16 protein-coding genes are annotated in these 20,594 nt (G+C 40.5%); 9 read left to right on the top strand and 7 right to left on the bottom strand.

What is annotated here, in order from left to right:
- Window positions 1-325 precede the first annotated feature (325 nt).
- Together ACFE90_RS00190 and ACFE90_RS00185 are read right to left on the bottom strand one after the other, a co-directional pair.
- Entirely contained in the window at window positions 326-1,477 is a 1,152-nt protein-coding gene (locus ACFE90_RS00190; RefSeq protein WP_375496641.1) for a hypothetical protein, read from the bottom strand.
- A 64-nt stretch (window positions 1,478-1,541) separates the two neighbouring features.
- Complete coding sequence (locus ACFE90_RS00185; RefSeq protein ID WP_375496639.1) at window positions 1,542-3,029, bottom strand: galactose oxidase-like domain-containing protein; 1,488 nt, start codon at window positions 3,027-3,029, stop codon at window positions 1,542-1,544.
- 716 nt (window positions 3,030-3,745) lie between these two features.
- On the opposite strand from ACFE90_RS00185, the gene ACFE90_RS00180 reads away from it, so the two are divergent.
- From ACFE90_RS00180 to ACFE90_RS00165, 4 genes are all read left to right on the top strand, one after another.
- A complete protein-coding gene (locus tag ACFE90_RS00180) occupies window positions 3,746-4,801 on the top strand; it encodes a glutathione S-transferase family protein (protein WP_375496637.1) in 1,056 nt (351 codons plus the stop codon).
- 51 nt (window positions 4,802-4,852) lie between these two features.
- Window positions 4,853-5,737, top strand: a complete 885-nt coding sequence (locus ACFE90_RS00175; protein ID WP_375496635.1) for an aspartoacylase — start codon at window positions 4,853-4,855, stop codon at window positions 5,735-5,737.
- A 299-nt stretch (window positions 5,738-6,036) separates the two neighbouring features.
- Entirely contained in the window at window positions 6,037-7,020 is a 984-nt protein-coding gene (locus tag ACFE90_RS00170; protein WP_375496633.1) for a polysaccharide deacetylase family protein, read from the top strand.
- A gap of 335 nt (window positions 7,021-7,355) precedes the next feature.
- Entirely contained in the window at window positions 7,356-7,595 is a 240-nt protein-coding gene (locus tag ACFE90_RS00165) for a hypothetical protein (RefSeq protein WP_109011689.1), read from the top strand.
- A gap of 290 nt (window positions 7,596-7,885) precedes the next feature.
- Here ACFE90_RS00165 and ACFE90_RS00160 read toward each other — a convergent pair whose 3' ends face one another.
- A complete protein-coding gene (locus tag ACFE90_RS00160; protein WP_375496631.1) occupies window positions 7,886-9,061 on the bottom strand; it encodes a helix-turn-helix transcriptional regulator in 1,176 nt (391 codons plus the stop codon).
- 317 nt (window positions 9,062-9,378) lie between these two features.
- On the opposite strand from ACFE90_RS00160, the gene ACFE90_RS00155 reads away from it, so the two are divergent.
- The 5 genes from ACFE90_RS00155 to ACFE90_RS00135 all read left to right on the top strand — a co-directional run bounded on the left by ACFE90_RS00155 (window position 9,379) and on the right by ACFE90_RS00135 (window position 14,684).
- Window positions 9,379-10,557 carry a hypothetical protein gene (locus ACFE90_RS00155; RefSeq protein ID WP_375496629.1) on the top strand — a complete coding sequence of 393 codons (1,179 nt, stop codon included), beginning with the start codon at window positions 9,379-9,381 and terminating at the stop codon, window positions 10,555-10,557.
- Between the two features lie 2 nt (window positions 10,558-10,559).
- Window positions 10,560-11,339 carry a hypothetical protein gene (locus tag ACFE90_RS00150; protein ID WP_375496627.1) on the top strand — a complete coding sequence of 260 codons (780 nt, stop codon included), beginning with the start codon at window positions 10,560-10,562 and terminating at the stop codon, window positions 11,337-11,339.
- 183 nt (window positions 11,340-11,522) lie between these two features.
- The gene (locus ACFE90_RS00145) at window positions 11,523-12,209 is read left to right on the top strand and encodes a hypothetical protein (RefSeq protein WP_375496625.1); all 687 of its coding nucleotides are present in this window, start codon (window positions 11,523-11,525) and stop codon (window positions 12,207-12,209) included.
- Between the two features lie 45 nt (window positions 12,210-12,254).
- Window positions 12,255-12,650, top strand: a complete 396-nt coding sequence (locus tag ACFE90_RS00140; RefSeq protein ID WP_375496623.1) for a hypothetical protein — start codon at window positions 12,255-12,257, stop codon at window positions 12,648-12,650.
- A 435-nt stretch (window positions 12,651-13,085) separates the two neighbouring features.
- Entirely contained in the window at window positions 13,086-14,684 is a 1,599-nt protein-coding gene (locus ACFE90_RS00135) for an Hsp70 family protein (RefSeq protein WP_375496621.1), read from the top strand.
- Between the two features lie 292 nt (window positions 14,685-14,976).
- Here the strand turns inward: ACFE90_RS00135 and ACFE90_RS00130 are convergent, their stop codons facing one another.
- From ACFE90_RS00130 to ACFE90_RS00115, 4 genes are all read right to left on the bottom strand, one after another.
- Window positions 14,977-17,010 carry a Dyp-type peroxidase gene (locus ACFE90_RS00130; protein WP_375496619.1) on the bottom strand — a complete coding sequence of 678 codons (2,034 nt, stop codon included), beginning with the start codon at window positions 17,008-17,010 and terminating at the stop codon, window positions 14,977-14,979.
- A gap of 244 nt (window positions 17,011-17,254) precedes the next feature.
- Window positions 17,255-18,193 carry a hypothetical protein gene (locus tag ACFE90_RS00125; RefSeq protein ID WP_375496617.1) on the bottom strand — a complete coding sequence of 313 codons (939 nt, stop codon included), beginning with the start codon at window positions 18,191-18,193 and terminating at the stop codon, window positions 17,255-17,257.
- A 692-nt stretch (window positions 18,194-18,885) separates the two neighbouring features.
- Window positions 18,886-19,425: a L,D-transpeptidase gene (locus ACFE90_RS00120; protein ID WP_375496615.1), complete on the bottom strand. Its 540-nt coding sequence runs from the start codon at window positions 19,423-19,425 to the stop codon at window positions 18,886-18,888.
- 496 nt (window positions 19,426-19,921) lie between these two features.
- Window positions 19,922-20,434 (bottom strand): L,D-transpeptidase, encoded by a 513-nt coding sequence (locus ACFE90_RS00115; protein ID WP_375496613.1) that lies wholly within the window; start codon window positions 20,432-20,434, stop codon window positions 19,922-19,924.
- Between the last annotated feature and the right edge of the window lie 160 nt (window positions 20,435-20,594).

Genomic DNA, 20,594 nt, shown 5'->3' with positions numbered 1-20,594 from the left:
AAAAAAAGAGAGGCTTTGAATCTTACTCCCTAACGCTAGAAAGGAAGGGGCTGGGGTTAGATCTGTATTCCATGCAATTGGGAACCGCTATAGCAGGGTTTTTGGCATCAAACAATTATGTTTCTGCCAAAAATGGATGCTCCCAGCATTTTTTTGCTATGGGAGTCTGATTTGATTTTTGAAATCCATGTAGGGTGTGTTAGCCCAGAAAGTATGATACCATTTTAGGCTTTTGGTGCGTTACGCTCCATTAACACACCATACAAGAATACTTAAATTTTTTTAAAACAATTTACGATTTCCATAGATATCAGCTCAATCCCTTCTACTCACGAGCAAGGGTAATCTGGGCAGCGTCAAAATCTTGTAGCCGAGTCATGTTTCCACTCTTCTTATCTATGTTATACACAGCATTAGGTGTCTCATACCTCTGCGCTCCGAATGCTAAAAGTTGACCTGCTCCAGAGCAAACCAAGCTTTGTAAGCCATTATTCCATGCTTTACCATTAAGTTTTAATTGTGCCAGTCTGATCGGTGTTTTTTGATTTGAGTCTAGTTGCACTAAAGTTGTATCACCATTTAATCCAACTAAAGAGGTATAGAGTTTTCCATCTGGGCACTGTGCTAGATTGCTGGCTCGCTCATCGTTCGGGAATTTAATCTTACTAATAGTACTGATCTCTCCTGTTTGAAGGTCAATATCTACCAATGTGATCGGTGGTGTACCGTTCTTCTTATTTACTAAACCGATGAGTCGCCCATCATTAGTCCCTAGCAAGCTCCCAAGCTGTTGATTCTGTTTAAGTCCTGAGATTATCAAAGTTTTTACAGGCGTACTCAAAAATGTAATGCGAGTAGGTGTCGCCTGTTTACTACCAGTGGTAACAGGAGTAGCGGCTACGACAAGTGTGCCATCGCTTAAAGAAGTAAAGCCACTCAATGTCTCATTAGTCTCTACTAAAGGTGTAACCTGATTGGGAGCCTGATTGGGAGCCTGATTGAGAACTACGCCATTCGTTAAAGAACCGAGGTTACTCAATATATCATCAACCTTTCCTAAAGCTGTATCGAGCTGGGCAATTGTGCCATCGCTTAAAACAGCGAAGCTACTCAATGTCTCATTAGACTGTACTAAAGCTGTACCGCGCTCGGCAAGTATTTGAGTAACTACTGGACTTAGAAGCTGAACCCTTCCTGTATTTAAGGATTGCAAAACAAAGGAGTCCAAAACAAGTCCTAGCCCTACAGGCTTAATATCTGTGGGTACAACGTTTGTGGTAGCGTCATTTAATTCAGTGGTATCTACCTCTGGACTAACAGTTTGGTCAGTGCTGATGATAGAGCCAGGACCTATACCTACAATTTTGAAACTTGGTGTTTGCGCCAAAGTTTTGTTGCCTAGATAACTAAGCCCAGATACTATAGTTCCACCAAGTACCAACTGGCCAAACTGCCGACGTGATAGCTTGAAGCTCATATTTCCACTCCTAAAATTAATGACTTTTATTAAGTAGCAGTGTATTCAACGTAAACGGGTAAAGTTATGATATTCGCGTCCAGGTTGCTACTGAGGGTGTTCCATTGTTGTCACTAATAAAAAGCATGTACCAGCCTGGTACTGCTATGTTTCGATTGGTTGCTAGCGTGACATTGAGAGAAGTAGAGTTCCTAGAATTAATCCGCACATCCACTAACCTTTGTTCTGTATCGCAGGAATGAGTGGTTGCCATTGGTTTAATTAGACTAACCCATTTAATATTCCCAGCCTGAGGTGTCTGAATTGTAAATTGCTGTCCGTAGGTCAATACTTCAGGAGCGCTTTGAATAATTGGGCGCGATCGCGACATATACGCAGGACTGTAGATTTCTAATCGCAGTTCATTAATAGTCCGGTCAGGGTTACCCCCTGCTGTAACTACCCTACCATCTGGTAGGAGCAAGGCCACTGAGTGATATACACGGGGGACATTTTGTTTAGCTACTACTGTCCAGGTATTTGTAGCTGGATTGTAGATTTCTGCTGGCAGCATTGATTGTTTTGTGTCTTCATTCATTTTGCTACCATTGCAAACAAATACTGTGCGATCAGGCAACAAAACTGCGCTGTGATGCATCCGAGCATAGTTTAAAGGCTTTGCTGCTACATAAGTTGGGTTAGTAGCTTTTAAATCTACAATATTAACCCTATTTGTTGCCTTACCAGCACTACCCCCACCGAGAATCATCACTTTTTGGTCTTGTGCAGGTGGTAAAAGCACGCTGGTACCTTGATTTCCGAAGGCTGAGTCTTGCAGCCCTGGCACCACTTTTTCTGTAATTGATTCTGTAAATGTCCCTGGCAGGGTTAGTATAGTTGGCGCTACTCCATTGTTGCCGCCCATCTGGGCACCTGAATAAAAAAGCTTTCCGCTATCGAGTAGAAACAGATTTGCGTATGCTGCGAAGGGACTAGTGGTTGGAAAAGCGTTCCAACCATTTGGAAAGAAATATGAATAAATTTCTGGTTGTTTGTTGAGCTTGCCATCTTTATCCGGTCCAGATATTGCAAAAACCCGACCGCTACCTAGTGTTAACAAAGTAGGATACCAGCGGCCATTATTCATTGGTAGTATCTTGACCCATTCCTCGCCAATAGGATCAAACAACAAAGCAGAGGGTGAACCATAAAATGGGTCATAGCGCAAAGTTCCACCTGCAACCAATAACCTACCATCAGGGCGGAAGGAATGACCGGCGCAAAAAAGATCAATAGGCTGATTATTACTATCTAATGGAGCCTTTTGACGGGTAAAGGTTCCTTTGCCCACATCCCAAACTACACTGTCATAGGGAGTATTTAACCGACTGGGATCATTACCTGAACCGCAGAAAAAGAATACTTTACCAGTACGAAGTAAAGCAGCATGTATAGGCAGGATTGGAGCACTATACGGCAATACTTGCCATTTGTCTGTGGTAGTAGCCTGAGCGATGAAAGTCCCTAAATCCGTTTCCTCTAGAAGGTTAGGGTTGTTATGAGATTGAGTCACTTTATTTACAATTCTTCCTACGTAGGTTTTATGTTTTTGTTCTTCGTCTTAGTAACTGATTCTTAAAATTATATCTATACTTTGTAGGCTTCTCTAATGTTAAGATGTGATGTTTTTTATAACAAGATTAGATAAATACCGATTTTTTATTAGTAATTACGCTGTCAATTTTAGCTGTTATCGAGTATCTAATTAATCCTTGTACTGTGTTTTTTCGGAAAGAATGAATCACGCTTTTAAATTTGATATGGATACCTTTCAGGGCTTGGCATTGAGCATCACTGGCTAAAAAATTGTGTTTTTGACCTTTGATTTGTAACTTGTTTTGCACGCTCAGGTGTCGCATATTTAATTTGCCCAACTAAGACGCGCAAAATGCCTACCCCACAAGAGATTGGTTTTTTGGAGGATGCAAATTAAAATACTTTTAGGTTATTTTGTATTAAAAAAAAAATGATTAGCTAAAATATAAACTACAAGTATAATACAATACTTAATACATAGTTATAGAATTAAGAGGATCACAACTGATCGCTATGGGGTGCAATCGCAAATTTGAGACAATTAGCTGAGAGATTTTAGCCATGAGCATGATAGAAAGTACAGCCAAAGCGTAGTAAAGTAAAGTAGTAAAGCTCAGAGTGGGTTGTAAAAATCGAAACCTACTTAGTAGAAACAGTGGTAACGTCAATCGCTCTCAAAGCAAGATTGTCGCCATGAGCAACTCAACTCCAATGAATGACGAGAAAAATCTTTCCAATAAAAAGGGCAGGACACTACCTCCCAAGCTGATCATCTGGCTGGGAAAGTTTGTCTGGACGACTATGTGGCGGATCATGATGTCAAAGCTGGCTCCTAGCAATCAGTCGGGAGCTTATGTTCGTCCTAATAGCCAGTTTCGGAAGTTCATTGGTACAGAAGAAGGAAATCCACACCCACCAGCAGCAGGGCGCTACAAACTCTATGTTGGGCTGGGGTGTCCTTGGGCGCACCGAACCCTAGTAGTGCGATCGCTCAAAAAACTCGAAGCGGTAATATCAGTATGTATCGTCTCTCCTTCTCCCATTGAAGGCGGTTGGATATTCAACGAGGAAGAAGAAGGTTGTCGCACACTGGCTGAATTTTATCAGTTGGCAGAACCTGGTTACAGTGGACGCTCTACAGTTCCAATACTATGGGATAACCAAACAAAAACCATCGTCAATAATGAGAGTTCAGAGATTATCGTCATGCTGAACTCTGAGTTTAACGAGTTCGCTAACAATCCCACGCTGGATCTTTATCCAGAAACACTCAAAGAAAAGATTGACTGGTGGAATGAAAAGATTTATCACGCGGTAAATAACGGTGTGTATCGCTGTGGCTTTGCCCAGAGCCAAGAAGCATACAATCAAGCCTGTAATGAACTATTTGCAACTCTTGATGAGATTGACATTGCATTACAGACTAGTCGATATCTGTGTGGGGATAATCTCACCCTAGCAGATGTTCGTTTATTCACGACGTTATTTCGATTTGATAGTGCCTACTATGGGTTGTTTAAGTGTAATAGGCAGCGAATTCGAGACTATCAGAACTTGGGAGCTTATTTACGTGATTTATATCAGCTTCCAGGTGTAGCTGACACCTGCGATGTAGAAAGTGTGAAGCGGGACTACTACGGGAACCTATTCCCACTCAATCCGGGCGGGATAATTCCCGATGGCCCTGATATGGCTTATCTTTATCAACCATCTGGGCGCGATCGCATCGGCAAAGTGAATGCTTCATAAGGTACATTGAGAACTGATACCTCGATAGCTGCATTCTGGAGTTGATAAATCGTGAACCAGATTAATCGAGTTGCAATTGTCGGTGGAACTCATGGCAATGAGTTTACAGGAGCCTACCTGATCCAAAAATTTTCCCAGTTTCCCGACTTGATTACTAGACAAAGTTTTGAGACAGTGACTCTGTTAGCAAATCCTAATGCTTTTGCGGCGGGGAGGCGATATGTAGAGAAAGATTTAAATCGTTGTTTTCTCAAGCAAGATTTACAAGATCCGACTCTGAGCAGTTACGAAGAATTGCAAGCTAAATCAATCCAGCATACCCTAGCATCAAACAAAGAGAAACAAGCGGATTTTATCTTAGACTTGCACAGCAGTACAGCTAATATGGGTCTGACAATTATTTTGGTAAACAGTCATCCCTTAAACTTGAAATTGGCTGCTTATCTAAGCCAGATTGATCCTTTAGTTAGGGTTTATCGCTGCTCTTTTAAGTCAATTGAAGAAAACCCATTTGTAAATTCTCTATGCGAATTAGGCTTTGCGATCGAGGTTGGCCCTATTGCCCAAGGACTCTTAAAAGCGATGCTATTCCAACAAACAGAAGAACTTGTTTATGCGGTTCTAGACTATCTAGAACGGTTTAACCAAGGAGTAATTCCATCAACTAACGATACGTTGATTCTATATGATCATTTATCAGTTGTAGACTATCCAAAACAACAGGATGGCACAATCTTTGGCATGATTCACCCAGAGCTTCAAGATAAAGATTATCAAGCCTTAAACCCAGGAGAACCAATTTTTATAACCTTCGATGATAAGACAATTATTTATGAGGGAGCATCTACCGTTTGGCCGATTTTTATTAATGAAGCAGCTTATTACGAAAAGGGAATTGCAATGTGTTTTACCCAGAAGCAGCAAATAAATATCTAGACGTGTAGAGGATTTCTTGTGCGTAGTTTACCGCCGTAGGCATCGCTTTTTATTGGAAGTGATGATAAAAATTGAGCATCCAAATCATCAATTATTTATATATATAAAGCATTGGTAAAACTTACTTATATGTTTACATATTTCTTGGTTATGATATATTGATGACCAGCAATTATTATATATCAGGGTAAAAAGTTTTCCGAAAGGTTGATCAAGTCGAGATTAAAGGAGCGCTGAGTCCTAGTAGAAAACTTGATCGATAAAACCCAAATCTAACATTATATTTACGCTTAAAAATAATGAATATCAAGCGACAAGGAAACAAACCAATAGCCAGTCTTTCTTTAGACTTGGATAATGTTTGGTCTTTTCTAAAAAATCAGGGCGCTCCAGGTTGGGAGACTTTTCCATCTTACTTGGATATTGCAGTCCCTCGTTTCTTAAATATTTTTCAGCAATGGGATTTGACAATCACAGTCTTCATTGTCGGTCAAGATGCAGCGCTGGAAAAGAACACTAAGGCATTACAAGCGATCGCGATCGCCGGTCACGAAATTGGCAATCATTCATTTTACCACGATCCTTGGCTACATCTCTATTCAGAGGATGAGATTGAACAAGAGGTGGCCTTAGCCGAACAACATATCAAGCGCGTCACTCATCAACATCCTATCGGCTTCCGGGGGCCTGGATACAGTTTTTCTCCTGCGGTATTGAAAGTCTTAGCACGACGGGGATATGAGTATGATGCTTCGACTTTTCCCACATTTTTGGGGCCCATCGCCCGAGCATATTATTTGATGACTTGTAAACTGAGCAAGGAAGAACGCAAGAAACGAGAAGCCCTTTTTGGCGGTTTCAAAGACGGTTTGCAGCCTCTGAAACCTTACCAGTGGAAGATGGGCAAGGATAGACTCACAGAAATTCCTGTTACCACCATGCCAATTTTCAAGGTGCCAATTCACTTCAGTTACATAATGTATCTGAGTACATTTTCTTCGGAAGTGGCGTTACTCTACCTGCGAATTGCCCTGTGGCTGTGTAAACTGACGCATGTCCAGCCTTCTTTACTATTCCATCCTACAGACTTTATAAGTCAAGAGGATGTGCCAGAGCTATCATTCTTCCCTGGAATGAGCCTTCCCACTTATAAAAAACTGGCAATCGTGAATAAAAGTTTAGAACTTATATCCAGTCAGTTTAATGTTTTGACTGTTGGAGAACACGCCAAATCCGTTGTCGGTGCCCGTCAGTTGCCTGTATTAGTGCCTCAAAAAAGGTAAAAATATGAGCTATGCGATTGATAAGTGTAATTTGTATCCTTAATTACAAATAAAATTAACTTTGATCTGTTTTTAAAAAGGAGAAAATAGTCTTGGCAAAAAGATAAATTTATTTTTATAATAGTTCCCTATTCCAATGTCTTTATTAAAAACCTCTGGTGATATCCCTTCCCCAGAGGTTATTTTTTTCAAATTCGATGTTTAATCAGATTTTTTAATCGTTATCTAAGTTTTGATATTAGCAAATTATCTGGAAACCAGCTGACATTTGCTAGCAACTATGTGTAAAGTAATTGAGAGTGAATTACTATCTCTAATTTTTGACACATCTATCTATGGTTAGAAAAACGCAACGTCTTTTGCTGCTAGTTGTTTGCTGTAGTATAACTGGTGTAATTTTAGGAGGTACTGCTGCTTGGGCAGAAAGCAGCCTCTGCTTGGAAGACAGTAAGCTTACAAGTGAGTGTCTAACCCAAGATCCGATCCAAAAAACTATCCAAGGAATGAGTACCGGATTGTTAGCTGGGGCTGGGGCCGCTTGCGGTGCAGCATGGCAGTTACGGCATGAAGATTGAGTGTAAACTATTTAAACTATCTATCACTAACCCGGAGTTACCGGGTTAGATTAGGTTTCTGTACTAATTAGCCAGTGCCTCCACTTAGACTTTTGCGCAGGATGAGGTCTTACTTACCCTTTTACAGCAGAGATCAGTCTTTCCCCAATAGCCATCTGATACCTTCTGCTCTAATCTTTATCGCTGCATTTCCATCTCTGGTCATAGTGATTACCGGAGTGAGGAGCAGTACCTTTCTGAAAGAGGCAATTATGGCGATGCAAAAGGGTTGTATTACAAAAACTGGTCAATCATCTTGATTTAGTGCCTTTACAAGAATAGCGATCTATTAATACACGAGCAAATTTCTCGTGTTGTTCAGCTAGATGTTGAGGAGAGATGAACTGAGCATTGCCCATGAAGCGGTAAACCCAGCGACAAAACTCCTCTAGCGATCGCTCAGGAAGTTTAACAATGTAATCTACGTAAGTAGGTTTGCCATCTTTTCCCTTCGGCCCTAGTTTGATTTTTTGGTGAAGATGTCGCTTTTCTCCCTCTTGGATAAATCCCATTACTTCAGGGAAAAATCGAACTTTCACTTCTACAAGCTCCAGTTCTCCACGAATCTCCTTTTGTTGCTCTTCTCTTAAACCCAACTTCAAGCCACAACCTGCCTTTAAGAGTCGATGAGCGATATGTAAGCTTTTCCATTGGCTATCTAAGCCGCGGCCTTTGCTATCCAGAACATTGAAGTGATCACTAAAGCGATCAATACGTGACACTACGAGATGACCGTTGTTATAATCTTCCAGCAACAAATACCAGGCAATGTCTGCATAAATCAATTGTAAAGGATAAACTTGCTCATATCTGGTTTTGTTGGGATTGTACGGATTACGACAGCGATAAAGCTCGACTGCTTGCCCTTTAATAATTGCTGCTTCAAGTGTATCTAGTTTTTCAAATAGCGTGCCTCGGCTTTGATATCTGCCCTTGGCCATCATTTCCACCGGATCGGTGTAGACAATAACTCGGTCTAATTGGGTTCTCACCGGATAAAGCATCTCATCTTTCAGGTTTAACCCTCCTAATCGCCGCATTAGTCTTTGATAGATCCGATTAATTTGAGGGTCTTCCTGATATCTTGCCTGAGAGTGTAGGGCATTGAGCGCAACTTGTAACTCCTCCCGATTCATTAGACCTCTACCAACATAGTAACCCCAGCGGTAAGGTCGCCTATCCAAAAGTCCATAGCGACGAAGAATCTTCAAATCTTTTTGGATGGTATGACGCGAATATGGCGGTAGCTTTACATTTAATTCGCTTGCTACTTTTTGTAGGTACAATTGTACTAATTGCAATGTATCATGATTATTAGAGTCAGATTGCATAGGATCAATACAACCAACTCCTGGATATCGGACAAAGGTTGCAATTAATAGTAAAAGTCGCTCGAAGGCAGGAAGAGCAGCATAAGAATGCGCCATAAACTATATTTCACCCTGAAAAGTCAATAATATAAAAGTATTGACCTGTAATTTATAAAAAGTTTAAAACTGTTGCTAAGTATAGTTCCTAAAGATTTAATTTTATAGTTTCTAATACTGCCAAATAGTCGCGCTCTATCTGAACCTCTTTGTAAAATGCAGTTCAAATAGAGTTTTAGAGACTTAAAAATATGCAAACATGTCCCTCCTGCCAACATTCCTTGTCTAGCAATGGATTCTACTGTTCTAACTGCCTTCAGCAGATTCGATGTAAAAACTGCCGTGAAATGCTTCTTCCTGGCGCAAAACGATGTGTAATGTGTAGAACCCCAATAGGTGAAGGGCATAACGGTTCTGTATCAAGCAATGGCGTTAGCCTACCTCCCATAATGAACACATTAAAATTCGTTGAAACCAGCAAGGGCTACTCACGTGAGATTCAGGCTGCTCTAAGCAACGAAGTAGGTATTAGCTGGGGTGGTGCTGCGATCGCCGCGATCGTTGGTGGACAAATAACACCTGGAAAACCACCTAATGGTCGTCCTGTGATTCGTGATTTAAGTAATGCCAAACCTCAACAACTTTCCTTATTCAACGACGAATCCAGCGACGAGAACAATAAATCTACAATTGATACAGTTGCTCAACTTCCTGCTGCTCATGGAATTGACGCTGACAAATTAAAACAGATTTTCCGGCACAATGGTGAACAACTACAGCTAATGGAAACGCGGCTCAAAGCTGCAAACAGGTTAGATGCTGCACGCAGGCTAACCTATCTAGTTCTCTTGTACTCATTGGATGTTGATGGGCGGGAGGAAGTTCCTCGCACTGAATTAAATGAGACTCTTAAAAGCGTCAGATTGTATGACAACAATACCGCTACATGGATTGGCAAGAGTGCTGACTTGATTGTTGAGAGAGATATGGTTGGACTGCGACTGTCGGGACAAGAACAAGCGCGAAAAGTTCTTGTACAGGTGCTTGATCGCTCAATAGAAGACAAGTGGAATTTAACCACAGGTGCAGGTTCGCGAAGCTCGAAGTCCAGTGCCAGAAGCGACGAGGATTCAGAAAATTCTACAAAGAATGGCAAGCGTAAGAATAATGGGTTTTCCAAAGAAGTGGAGTCTTGGGTAGCCAACTGGAAACCACTCGCCTCTAATATTGATTTTCATGCAGCCATTAAAGATTGCACAGTCATTCAGAAGGGATTGTTTGGCCTGTGGGCAATTGGTAAAGCAACAAGCAATGCTGAGATAGTGGTTTCAAGCTACAAGCTAAAGCAATTTCTGTATTTGGGATTTGGCATCAAGATAGATGAGCGTCATTTAGAACGCACTTTACAAGCAGCTTCAGGACAAGGAAGTTTGATTAAAGTGCAAAGTGGCTTCCAATTACTACCTCCAGGCTTGGCTGAGGTTGAGAGATTGACAAGCTCCAGACAAGGTAACGCATTCACCGATGAATCTTCTGAAAATTCTGGTGAGGTGTAACCATGAGAAGGACATCTAAGCAACTAATTCAGGAACTTTCGACAATTATTGACTCTTACTTTGCCCATGCAGTGGTTGAATGCTACGTCGAAATGCAGCAACGATTTCTAGCTGGCGACTGGCAACCAACAGAACTAGACGGTGGGCGGTTTTGTGAAGCGATTTCGCGTTGCTTGCTTCAAATGGATACCGGAAAGATTGATCATCGAAAATTGCCTGGTAAGGTTCGTGAGGATTTATTGAACAAAAATATTCCTCATCAACTTGGCTCGAAGGATCGTTATCATTTGGCTAAAGTGATTGAGGTTGTATATGGATTTCGCTCCGATCGCGGTGCTGTTCACATATCAACTGACTACACCGCAAACTATATGGATTCAATGCTGGTGCTTCATGCAAGCAAATGGATTTTTGCAGAATTTCTCCGCCTAGTTTGGAATCGAGATCGAAAGCTTGTTGCAGAAACCATTGCCCAAATTGTTCAACTAGAACATTCAGTAATTCATGAATTGGACGGAAAACCTTTAGTTCTGGCAAGGGATATTTATGCAACGGATGAAGTTCTGTTGCTGCTGTATCATGCCGCCAATAATCGCTTGAGTCGGGCTGAACTACGCGAACATGCTGTCAGCCAAAACCCTCAAAACGTTAATGTTGCTATATCTAGGCTAATCAAAAGTAAGGATATTCGACCTGTTGCAGAGGATGAAGTTGCTCTGACTCCTAATGGTCAAAAACGAATCCTTGAGCAGGTATTGCCTAAACTCGTTCCCCAAAAATAGAATTCCTAGTTCAATTGCAGGGTAAGCATTTATTAAATTCCGTCTCAATCATGGCGAAGATAGTAAATTACCCAACAAAGTGAAGATTTTTTACAGCAGTTCAGAGTAAATACGACTCCTATTGAGCTTTCAGTTACTCTATGTTTAAAGATAAATAGCTATTTTACAAGCGATCGCACAATCATGGACGACAGCAAGGCATTGTTTGACTATTGGCATGACCGAGTTCGGCTGAAAAACTCTGAGTTAATTGCAGATCCTGGACACGTCAAAACCCAGGATCTACGCCATGATTGTACCAACTATGATGAACTTTGGCGTAGCCTTGAAGTTCAACGACTGGAGGAACCAGAGCGTAGCAGGGTTATTGCGATTATTAAGTACGAATGTACAGCCAAAGTTCTACAGAATCGGGCTGGTCGTCTGCGCGATCGCGCTAATGAGCTTGAAGCAGCTTATCATGAACAAGATCAACAAAAATCCAAGCTCTTGGGTTTGATCAAGGCATTACAAGAGAAACTGTTTGGCAAAGATAAAGAAATTAAGAGATTAGAAGCACGAATTGCTTCCCTAGAAGCGGAAAATGAAGCCTTTCGATCTGAAGCCGAGAATAGTAAAGCTCAGGTGGAATTGGTTAAAGAACTAGAGCAGCTTAAAAAGAAATATAATGAAGTTGAGAAGCGAAGACAGGAATTAGCTCAAAATAATAAGAGTTTAGGTGGAAGAGTTGCCCATACAAAAAGATATAAGCAGCAAAGAGATGAAGCAATAGCTTTAGTTGAACAGCAGAAACAGCAAATTGCTACATTATTTCAAGAGAGTCAGCGTCTTCGTGAAGAGAATGAAAAACTTTATCAAAAATTAAAATAAGCGGATCAATAAAATGCTCTAAATTGGGGACGCTCAATAGTAATCATGAAACTTCAAGAGCTAAAAGCTAAAGTCTACGAGTTAGCTGGAGTAAATACTACCAAACAACTCAAGGCAAAAATTCAGGAGATTAAGACGTTAGATATGCGTCTTAAAATCTCCTGGGAAAAAACTATTGCTATTCTTCAAAAACCGCAAAGTGAGTTTGACGAGTGGTTGGAAAATCCACCTGAAGAATACAAAGATATTTTTTCTGAAATTACAGAAGCCTCTCAAAAATATGATCAAAAATCAGCACAGACGAAACAGTTAGCACAAGAGGTATTGTCAATAGCGAATAATCTTGAAGGACTAGCAGAGGAATGTCAAGACGAAGCAGATAAAATCAAGCAAGAAATTGAAATAACTAGACGGATTTCAAAACAAGCTAGACTGAACTAGTTTTGACATCAGAGGACAGCTAAAAAATAGCTGCACTGAATGGAAGCATTAGTTAGTAGCTTATACTGTATGGAAATTGGGATTTCTCACTTTTAACCACCTGATCAAGAAAGTAGAAACACTGTGACCAATAAAATTGGTGATTTCGATTTCAGTTCAGTGAGAATTAATCTACAACGAAAATATAGCAGCATTAGGCTATGGTAGTGGGGAACAATTCGTGACCCTTGCAACATTTCCATGCTTTCTGACAAGTCAATTGTCTAACTCTGCTATCCGTTGCAGCTAACACTTCGCTGCAACAGACTGAATCGATATCTGGGTTGGGTGCAAAGAAGCAAGCGTCTGGACGCATTTGCATTGTTGATGCCTTATAGAGAATAATCACAGATAAAGCAGCTTTAGTGTCTTCGTGCGAGAGAATAAATATAAAATATGGCGATCGCAATCGATTTTGGTACTAGCAACACAGTCATTGCTCGTTGGAACCCTGTAACCCAACAGCCAGAAACCCTGACTCTACCAGGTTTATCAATTAAACAAAGTCTCAATCCACCACTGATTCCCAGCTTGGTTTATGTTGAAGACGCAACAAAAAATCAAGTCTTAATAGGGCAACAAGTGCGCGATCGCGGTCTTGACCTCAAAGGCGAAACGCGATTTTTCCGCAGCTTCAAGCGGGGTATCGGTGCAGATATCCAAGGTTTCTTACCCGAACTAGATGGACAAATTGTCACCTTTGAGCAAGTAGGGCAATGGTTCCTCACCAAAGTAATTGAAGAACTAGCTCCCCTGGAAGGGGGGTTAGATTCTCTAGTATTAACCGTACCCGTAGACAGTTTTGAAGCTTATCGCCACTGGTTGGGGACAGTTTGTCAAGCCCTCCCCGTCGAACAAGTGCGGATGCTGGATGAACCCACAGCCGCCGCCTTGGGTTATGGCTTGGCAAATCAAGAAATTCTCTTGGTAATTGACTTTGGGGGTGGAACTTTAGATTTGTCCCTTGTTCGGTTGGATCAAAGTGTGCAAACAACCACCAAGCCCCTGGGATTTCTCCTCAAGTGGGGTAATAAGTCTTTAGCTGAAGATTCAAAACAAAAAGTTAAAACAGCCCGTGTACTGGCGAAAGCTGGGCAAAATTTGGGCGGTACTGATATTGATAATTGGTTGGTAGATTATTTTGCCAAAACTCAAGAGTTGGTGGTAAGTCCCTTGACAACAAGATTGGCAGAACGGGTAAAAATTCAGCTATCAACTCAAAATCAAGCTAGTGAAGTTTATTTTGATGATGAGACATTTGAAAGTTATGAACTGGAACTAAACCGCGATACTTTTGAAGATATCCTCAAAGAACATGCCTTTTTTGAGTTATTGGATGAGTCAATGACAACACTGTTGCAGCAAGCAAGAAGGCAAGGGATAGAACTTCCAGATATTAATGCAGTTTTGTTAGTTGGTGGGACAGTGCAATTGCCAGCAGTGCAGACATGGATCAAACAGTATTTTGAACCAGAAAAAATCCGTTGTGAACGTCCCTTTGAAGCGATCGCTCAAGGTGCATTACAGTTAGCACAAGGGATACAAATCAAAGACTTTCTGTATCATAGTTATGGTATTCGCTACTGGGATCGTCGCAATCAGCGTCACAAATGGCATTCTCTGATTAAAGCTGGACAAGCATACCCAATGAGTCAGCCAGTGGAATTAGTCTTAGGCGCTTCACTAGAAAATCAGCCCAGCATTGAACTAATTATAGGAGAATTGGGAGCAGATACGGGTAGTACTGAAGTTTATTTTGATGGCGATCGCTTGATTACGCGTCGGATGGACAATAGTGAAACCAGTGTCAAACCCCTCAATGATCAAGAAGGCGCAAGGACAATTGCCCAACTGACACCGGCCGGATATCCTGGAAGCGATCGCATAAAAATTCTTTTTCAAGTTGATGAGCAACGCTTTTTGCGAATCACCGTTGAAGACTTATTAACGAATAATACGCTGTTGGAAAATCAACTTGTGGCACAGTTAAGTTAATTAACTAAAAGGATTTAAAAGTGGGATACCGCAACCGTTGAAATCCCGGATATAACGCTTCTCTACGAGACGGTACACGAACACTATCGCGTCGCACTCAGAACTATTGAGGGAGTTAATGCCGACTTGTTCGCGCAGTGTCTCCCCTTGGGAGAAATCCAGGATAGGGAGCGATCGCGCCGATAACTAAATAAAAAATTGAGTGATATAGAGTGAGGTGCGATAAGCAAAGTGATTACACGATCAGCTATCGCACTTGACAACGGTCATCTGAAGGATGAAGTAAACCCCGTTAGAACGTACTTACTGTTGAGGGAACCTCACTGTTGAGAGAACTAATGTATTTATTCAGTGTATTGATATTATCATCGTAGGCAGAGTCATCACCCAATGAAATACCTTTGCTTCGCACAAAAAACTTGAATGGTAACTCTCGTTCGCCAAAGAAATTAACAAATCCGTCCGGCTCAATGCTATCTCCGTTTAGACCAATTGCCCACTTGCGGTCTTTGTATTCCTCAAGTTCAGCGATCTTATATTCGCAGGCGTCACTCTCTTGGTTGATTACATCTGCAATGTACTTATTTAGGGTTTTGATATTCTCATCGTAGGCAGCGTATTCACCGAATCCAACTTGATTTTGCAAGTAAAACTTGAATAACAGCTTTCGCTGGTTGAAGAAGGTCAGGAATCCGTCTGGCTGAGTGGTATCTCCGTTTAGACCAATTCCCCAGTTCCTCTGCTTGTAATTTTGGAGTTCAGCGATTACGCCTTGAGCAGCTTCGATCTCTTGTTTAGGGACTCCCCGAAATTCAATATTGCGGCTGGGTTCGGGAGCAAGCGACTTAAGAAAACTCATGCAAGGGGCAAAGAAAAATTCTCCGCCTTTCATCGTTACCCAATGGGTAAAGTCAGCTTCAGTCTGCTCTTTTGCGCCCCAGTTAGTCGGCCAATTGTATGTCTCCGTGACGTCTGTGTTGTCGTCTCCTTTCTTTTCTACACCAATAACTACATCTGTTCCTACACCTGGTTTGATAAAGTCATTAGCTTTAGCCCATGCATTCTGCATGAAGTTGAACTGATTTACTAAACTAGCTTGGAAGCTCATAAACAGCAGTCCAGCGTCGTTTTCTGGCTTTTCGCTGGGGAGGGTGCCATAGTTGATTCCCCGACGGGCAATCCGACGCATCTTCTCCTGCTCTAGAGTTGCAAAGGCTGATGTATCTCCACGGGGATTCACCTTACGAGTGTGGGCGTGGAAGGGGCACTTAAAACCTTGCGGATCATCTTGATAATTAAAGTTGTTATCTTGAGAGCCTTTACCACTTGATGCTTGGCTGACTACTGGTGTTCCATCCTGGAAGCGTCCCATAGTGTATGCTCCTGCTAAAGCTGGATTTGGTTTTCCAGAACCTTTCAGCTTTTCAGCTAGTTTGTCTTTAACATCTTTCTCCCAGGCTTTAACATTCTGCTCCAGTTTACGGAATACCAAGAAGCTACCGTAACTCTCCTGTTTTGTACCCAAGGGATCTTTGAACAAAACCAACTCTAGGGGTGCGCGGGGGTCCCATTTGGAAAAGTCGCTATGTTCTCTTTCGTTGTTAATATCTCGCTTCAGAAACAACGGTTGACTGACTCCATCTCGGAATCCGAAGTGTTCGATCTCTTCTCCAGTCTTTTCATCTCTGAGGACGTAACCTATTTGCTCGTGGACAACGGAGGCGATCGCATCCAGTTCTTTTTTTATTGCCGCTACTTTGTTTTTCAATAGAGCAGGTTGCTGACGCAGCTTACTCTGATCCTTTTGCTCCTCAAGCTTTGCTTCCTGGGTTCTGGGGCCTACTATCTTATCAGCTGCAAGCAAGATCAGAGCATGAATTTCATTATTTTTAAAACCATCCTCCCATTGATTGGAATCGTCGCCGAGTTGATTCTGCATGTCGCCATGTTTCATCCCTTTCTGAAATGCATCTTCATTGGGCAGATTCTGGTAGGTATACCCTAAGTGTATGTAACCAGCCTTTGTCAAGAAGAAGTTGGCAAATAGTTTACCTGGTACGTCTTTCTTCTGCCGATACAGCTTTCCCTGCTCGGCTTGCTCCAATGCTGAGGTGACATACCTGTAAGTAAAACTGCCAATCCATTGCTTGGCGGCTTCAATGTCGCCCTCGAATTTCAAGAACAAATAAACAGCATGGTTTCGTCCGTGTGATTTGAGGATGTTTCCCTGTATCTCATCTAACAGTGGTTCGTGTTCAAAATCATCAAAAGGGGTAACAATTTCAACGATTTGGTTGATGTCAATTTTCTTGATTTCACTTGTCATAATTAACTCCTGACTTCAGATTTATCTAAACTTGTGTGGTTGAGAGTCGGACTGGGAGATATTTGACCGTGCCAATTTTAGATTTTAGATTTTAGATTAAGGAAAGCCCTCTTTATTTTTGCGAAAGTGTTGTTAGAAGAGCAGGGCAAACGCATCTAAAGTATAATAATCCTTTAATAGCAAGGGTTTTGACGTTTTTAAATTTAGCCTATTTTTTCGTCAATATCCTTATCCAGCAAGGGTTTCAGAAATCCCGTGCGTTCGCCCTGGTTAGAAGAGAATTCTTTTGACAGTATTCTTCTGTAGATTTTATAGAGACAACTTCTACTTCTACTGGTTTCTCTTTGTTTCCTTTAATGATAAATTCAGTAGCCCCTACATGTGTTTTAGGATTCCCCCAATCATATGTGTAACCTAACCCTGTAAATGGATACAGTTTCTTAGGTTTTTCTTTATTTAAATAATGAGTTTTATTGAATTGTGTGTACAAAAAACTTGTCTTGTCAAGGCTATTAAAATCAAAATTTGTACAACTAGAAGTACTAATGTCTGAGTTTGTACATGGCCTTTCTATATCTTTGGCTTTGACCAATATTTCTACAAAATGAGTCTTCTTATCTTTTAGCGTTAAAAGTAAGCCTAAATATTGCTGCAATCTTAGCGAAAGCATCATTTTGCCACTAATGTCCATATTTATGCCTTTACATTTATTACAAAAATCTTTTACTTGATCAGGTACTGTTAACCAAGTAGTATGGTCTATTTTATCAAGTTCATGTTTCTTCAAATGCTCCTCCCAATGCTTATTGTATTTATCTGTTAAATCTATCCAAGACACCATTAAAATTTTTTGTTCGTTACTATTTTCATTCATGTTATTAACTTGATTATTTTTTCCCAATACAATAAGATTTTTTATCACCTTAGTCTTATCATCTGTAATTTCTGTATCCTTAATAGCTTCATTTAGCTTTGCTTCGAGGAAATTATAACTATCCCTTGTCTTATCAAAAAGATATTGATTAACATTGTCTTTGTCTTCTTTTTCTGGCAACAAATTTTCATCTTTTGAGGTTGACAAGCTTTGCCGAGAAGTTTCTGTAGCTAATAAACTGGAATATCCAAATACCAAACAAGCACCTGTCAAGCCTAAAAGCAATTGTTTATTGAATGTTTTTATCATAAAACTCCTGATAAATATTGTTGTACTCGCCACCCTAGCAATCATTAGTGGAAGAGAACAATTAGGTACTAATTAATACTCCTACTTAACAGAATTAGCAATTATGCTATTCCGAGTGAGTACTCAAACTAAACAAACGATGCAATGATAAATCTGTGCTTTTTATGTCAAGCTTCTAAGCAGCTTAGTTGTTCAAAATCAAATAGGAGTCCTATAATTCAACAGGGTTGTCACCGCCCTTAGCTGTAAAATAAGCATTTTAAAGCTAGCAGCTTGCTTGATAAATCAGTATTATTACTGAAAAATAAGTAATTACACATTGACTTTATAAATTACGGTGCGCTTTTTTGTTGAAAAGTCAGAAAAATAGGGATAAACTAAGTACATAGATAGATAAATATACTATTAATATATTTATCTAAGTACAACTGTGCATAAGTTCGTAGCGAATTGACAAGAGAAAATTTTTGAGGGTAGGGTAAGCATACATAAACATCCCTTAACTATTCAGTACTATGTATGATTGGTTGGCAAAAAACTTACTCTGTGCAAGTGACAGAAGCCTCATGGCTCTTAAATCTCTCGAAAATGTGTTTTTAGTCATAGCAGTATATATGGACAGGTGCGTTGACGAAGTGTAACGCACCTGTCCATACATTAAGGTAAGAATTACAGCAATGATGATGAATTGATCATTTATGCACCACTACTAAAGTTCCCGTTGAAGCCCAGTTGTAAAGATTGCGAGCTTGCTTAACAGGTAAATTTACGCAACCGTGGCTAACTGGAGTTCCAAAACGGTTATGCCAGTAAGCACCGTGGATAGCATAGCCTCTGTAAAAATACATTGTGTAAGGAACATCAGGAACATTGTAGTTCCTGCCTCGCATCCGGTGAGTACGATACTTAGAATTAATCCGAAATCTACCTATGGGTGTGGGGGTCGATCGCTTGCCTCCAGAAATGCGGTATGAATAAACAAGTCTTTTACCTCCCCATGCACGTAAGCGTTGCTCTGACAAGTCAATTTCAATCCAGCGAAGTTGGGATGTTTGCCTGATATTAGATGCAGTGATGCTGTTTTCATCCACTGACGCGGCTGTTGCTGTAGTAAAGTTAGGTGTACCTGCTAAAGGTGATGACCAAGAAAATAGAGTTGCCACCATCAGCGCCACGCCTGTACAAAAAGTTCCTGAAGAACGAATCCTACCACTGCGAATCCAAGATTGCATTATGCCTCACCTCTAAACTACGCAAAAATTGTGAAGTGAACTAATTTTCTGGAAAACTACAAATTTCCAGATTGATTAATCACTTCCTGTTCAGGATTTACGCAATTCATCTGCTAATGCTTTTCAAAACAAGTCTTAAGCTAATCTGCATCCAATTTGCACATTTGTCATTTGTCCTTAATTAAATGATGAGTTTTAACTAATGACCAATGACTAATTACAAAGGACACTTTTACAAAAAATCTGTTATTGAAATGCCTAAATACAAACTTTCCCCAAATTTATATTTGCATTTTTAATTTCACACAGTAATTGTCAGGGTTTACGCTTATTCTTTTGAGCAAATCGTTAAATGCCCTCTTCTCTATTTTATTCCAAATTCAATAATTCCGACTCCGAAGATTCCCAGCATAAAATATTGCTGGGAATCACTCAATTGTCTTGATTTGTTGTTATTAATTATTTTCTCTAAATTGCCTTTTGGTTGCTTCACCTACTATTTCTGGATGACTACTGGTGTGCCTACCGATGCCCACTCGAATAGCCATTTAGCATGTTTAGGTGCGAGATTTACACAGCCGTGGCTGACTGGTGTGCCAAACCTTTTATGCCAGTAAGCACCGTGAATACCGTAATTACCTTGGTAAAACATCGCATAAGGAACGTTGGGAACATTGTAGTTTTCCCCCTGCATCCGTGTAGTTTTGAACTTAGATTGGATTTTAAAAGTACCAACAAGAGTGGGAGTACCTTTTTTGCCAGAAGAAATAGCACTTCCATAAACCACTCTGTCACCTTCCCAAGCTATTAATCGTTGCTTTGAAAGATCAATTTGAATCCAACGCTGATCTGATTGTTGTAATGTCTGGATTGTTTGGGCAATTACTTGATCTTTAGTATTCGCCCAAACTTCACTCGTTCCAGTAGTAGTAAAAACACTTAAAGACAGTGCTGCACCAGTAAAGAGTATTTTTAAGTGACGCACCCAGTCAGGATACAGTTTTTTCATTTTAGATACACTCACACTCAAATCAAGGGGTCTTGAGAAACTTATCAGTTTTCACTTTTGTTTCCCTATCTATTACTTTAATAGACGTGAATTTTTGATATTTGATTCTAAGTTAACTTAACTGTTGTATCAGCTTTCTTGCCCCAGATGCGATCGCTTC

It is taken from the genome of uncultured Nostoc sp. (assembly GCF_964245445.1).
Classification (GTDB): domain Bacteria; phylum Cyanobacteriota; class Cyanobacteriia; order Cyanobacteriales; family Nostocaceae; genus Nostoc.
This window is presented reverse-complemented; position numbering and strand designations above follow the sequence as displayed.

Bases quoted from the DNA above. Each gene is read 5' to 3' on its own strand.
- ACFE90_RS00190 (WP_375496641.1), bottom strand. From the start codon at position 1,477: ATGAGCTTCAAGCTATCACGTCGGCAGTTTGGCCAGTTGGTACTTGGT.
- ACFE90_RS00165 (WP_109011689.1), top strand. From the start codon at position 7,356: ATGGTTAGAAAAACGCAACGTCTTTTGCTGCTAGTTGTTTGCTGTAGT.
- ACFE90_RS00170 (WP_375496633.1), top strand. From the start codon at position 6,037: ATGAATATCAAGCGACAAGGAAACAAACCAATAGCCAGTCTTTCTTTA.
- ACFE90_RS00160 (WP_375496631.1), bottom strand. From the start codon at position 9,061: ATGGCGCATTCTTATGCTGCTCTTCCTGCCTTCGAGCGACTTTTACTA.
- ACFE90_RS00180 (WP_375496637.1), top strand. From the start codon at position 3,746: ATGAGCAACTCAACTCCAATGAATGACGAGAAAAATCTTTCCAATAAA.
- ACFE90_RS00125 (WP_375496617.1), bottom strand. From the start codon at position 18,193: ATGATAAAAACATTCAATAAACAATTGCTTTTAGGCTTGACAGGTGCT.
- ACFE90_RS00140 (WP_375496623.1), top strand. From the start codon at position 12,255: ATGAAACTTCAAGAGCTAAAAGCTAAAGTCTACGAGTTAGCTGGAGTA.
- ACFE90_RS00130 (WP_375496619.1), bottom strand. From the start codon at position 17,010: ATGACAAGTGAAATCAAGAAAATTGACATCAACCAAATCGTTGAAATT.
- ACFE90_RS00120 (WP_375496615.1), bottom strand. From the start codon at position 19,425: ATGCAATCTTGGATTCGCAGTGGTAGGATTCGTTCTTCAGGAACTTTT.
- ACFE90_RS00145 (WP_375496625.1), top strand. From the start codon at position 11,523: ATGGACGACAGCAAGGCATTGTTTGACTATTGGCATGACCGAGTTCGG.
- ACFE90_RS00135 (WP_375496621.1), top strand. From the start codon at position 13,086: ATGGCGATCGCAATCGATTTTGGTACTAGCAACACAGTCATTGCTCGT.
- ACFE90_RS00150 (WP_375496627.1), top strand. From the start codon at position 10,560: ATGAGAAGGACATCTAAGCAACTAATTCAGGAACTTTCGACAATTATT.
- ACFE90_RS00155 (WP_375496629.1), top strand. From the start codon at position 9,379: ATGTGTAGAACCCCAATAGGTGAAGGGCATAACGGTTCTGTATCAAGC.
- ACFE90_RS00115 (WP_375496613.1), bottom strand. From the start codon at position 20,434: ATGAAAAAACTGTATCCTGACTGGGTGCGTCACTTAAAAATACTCTTT.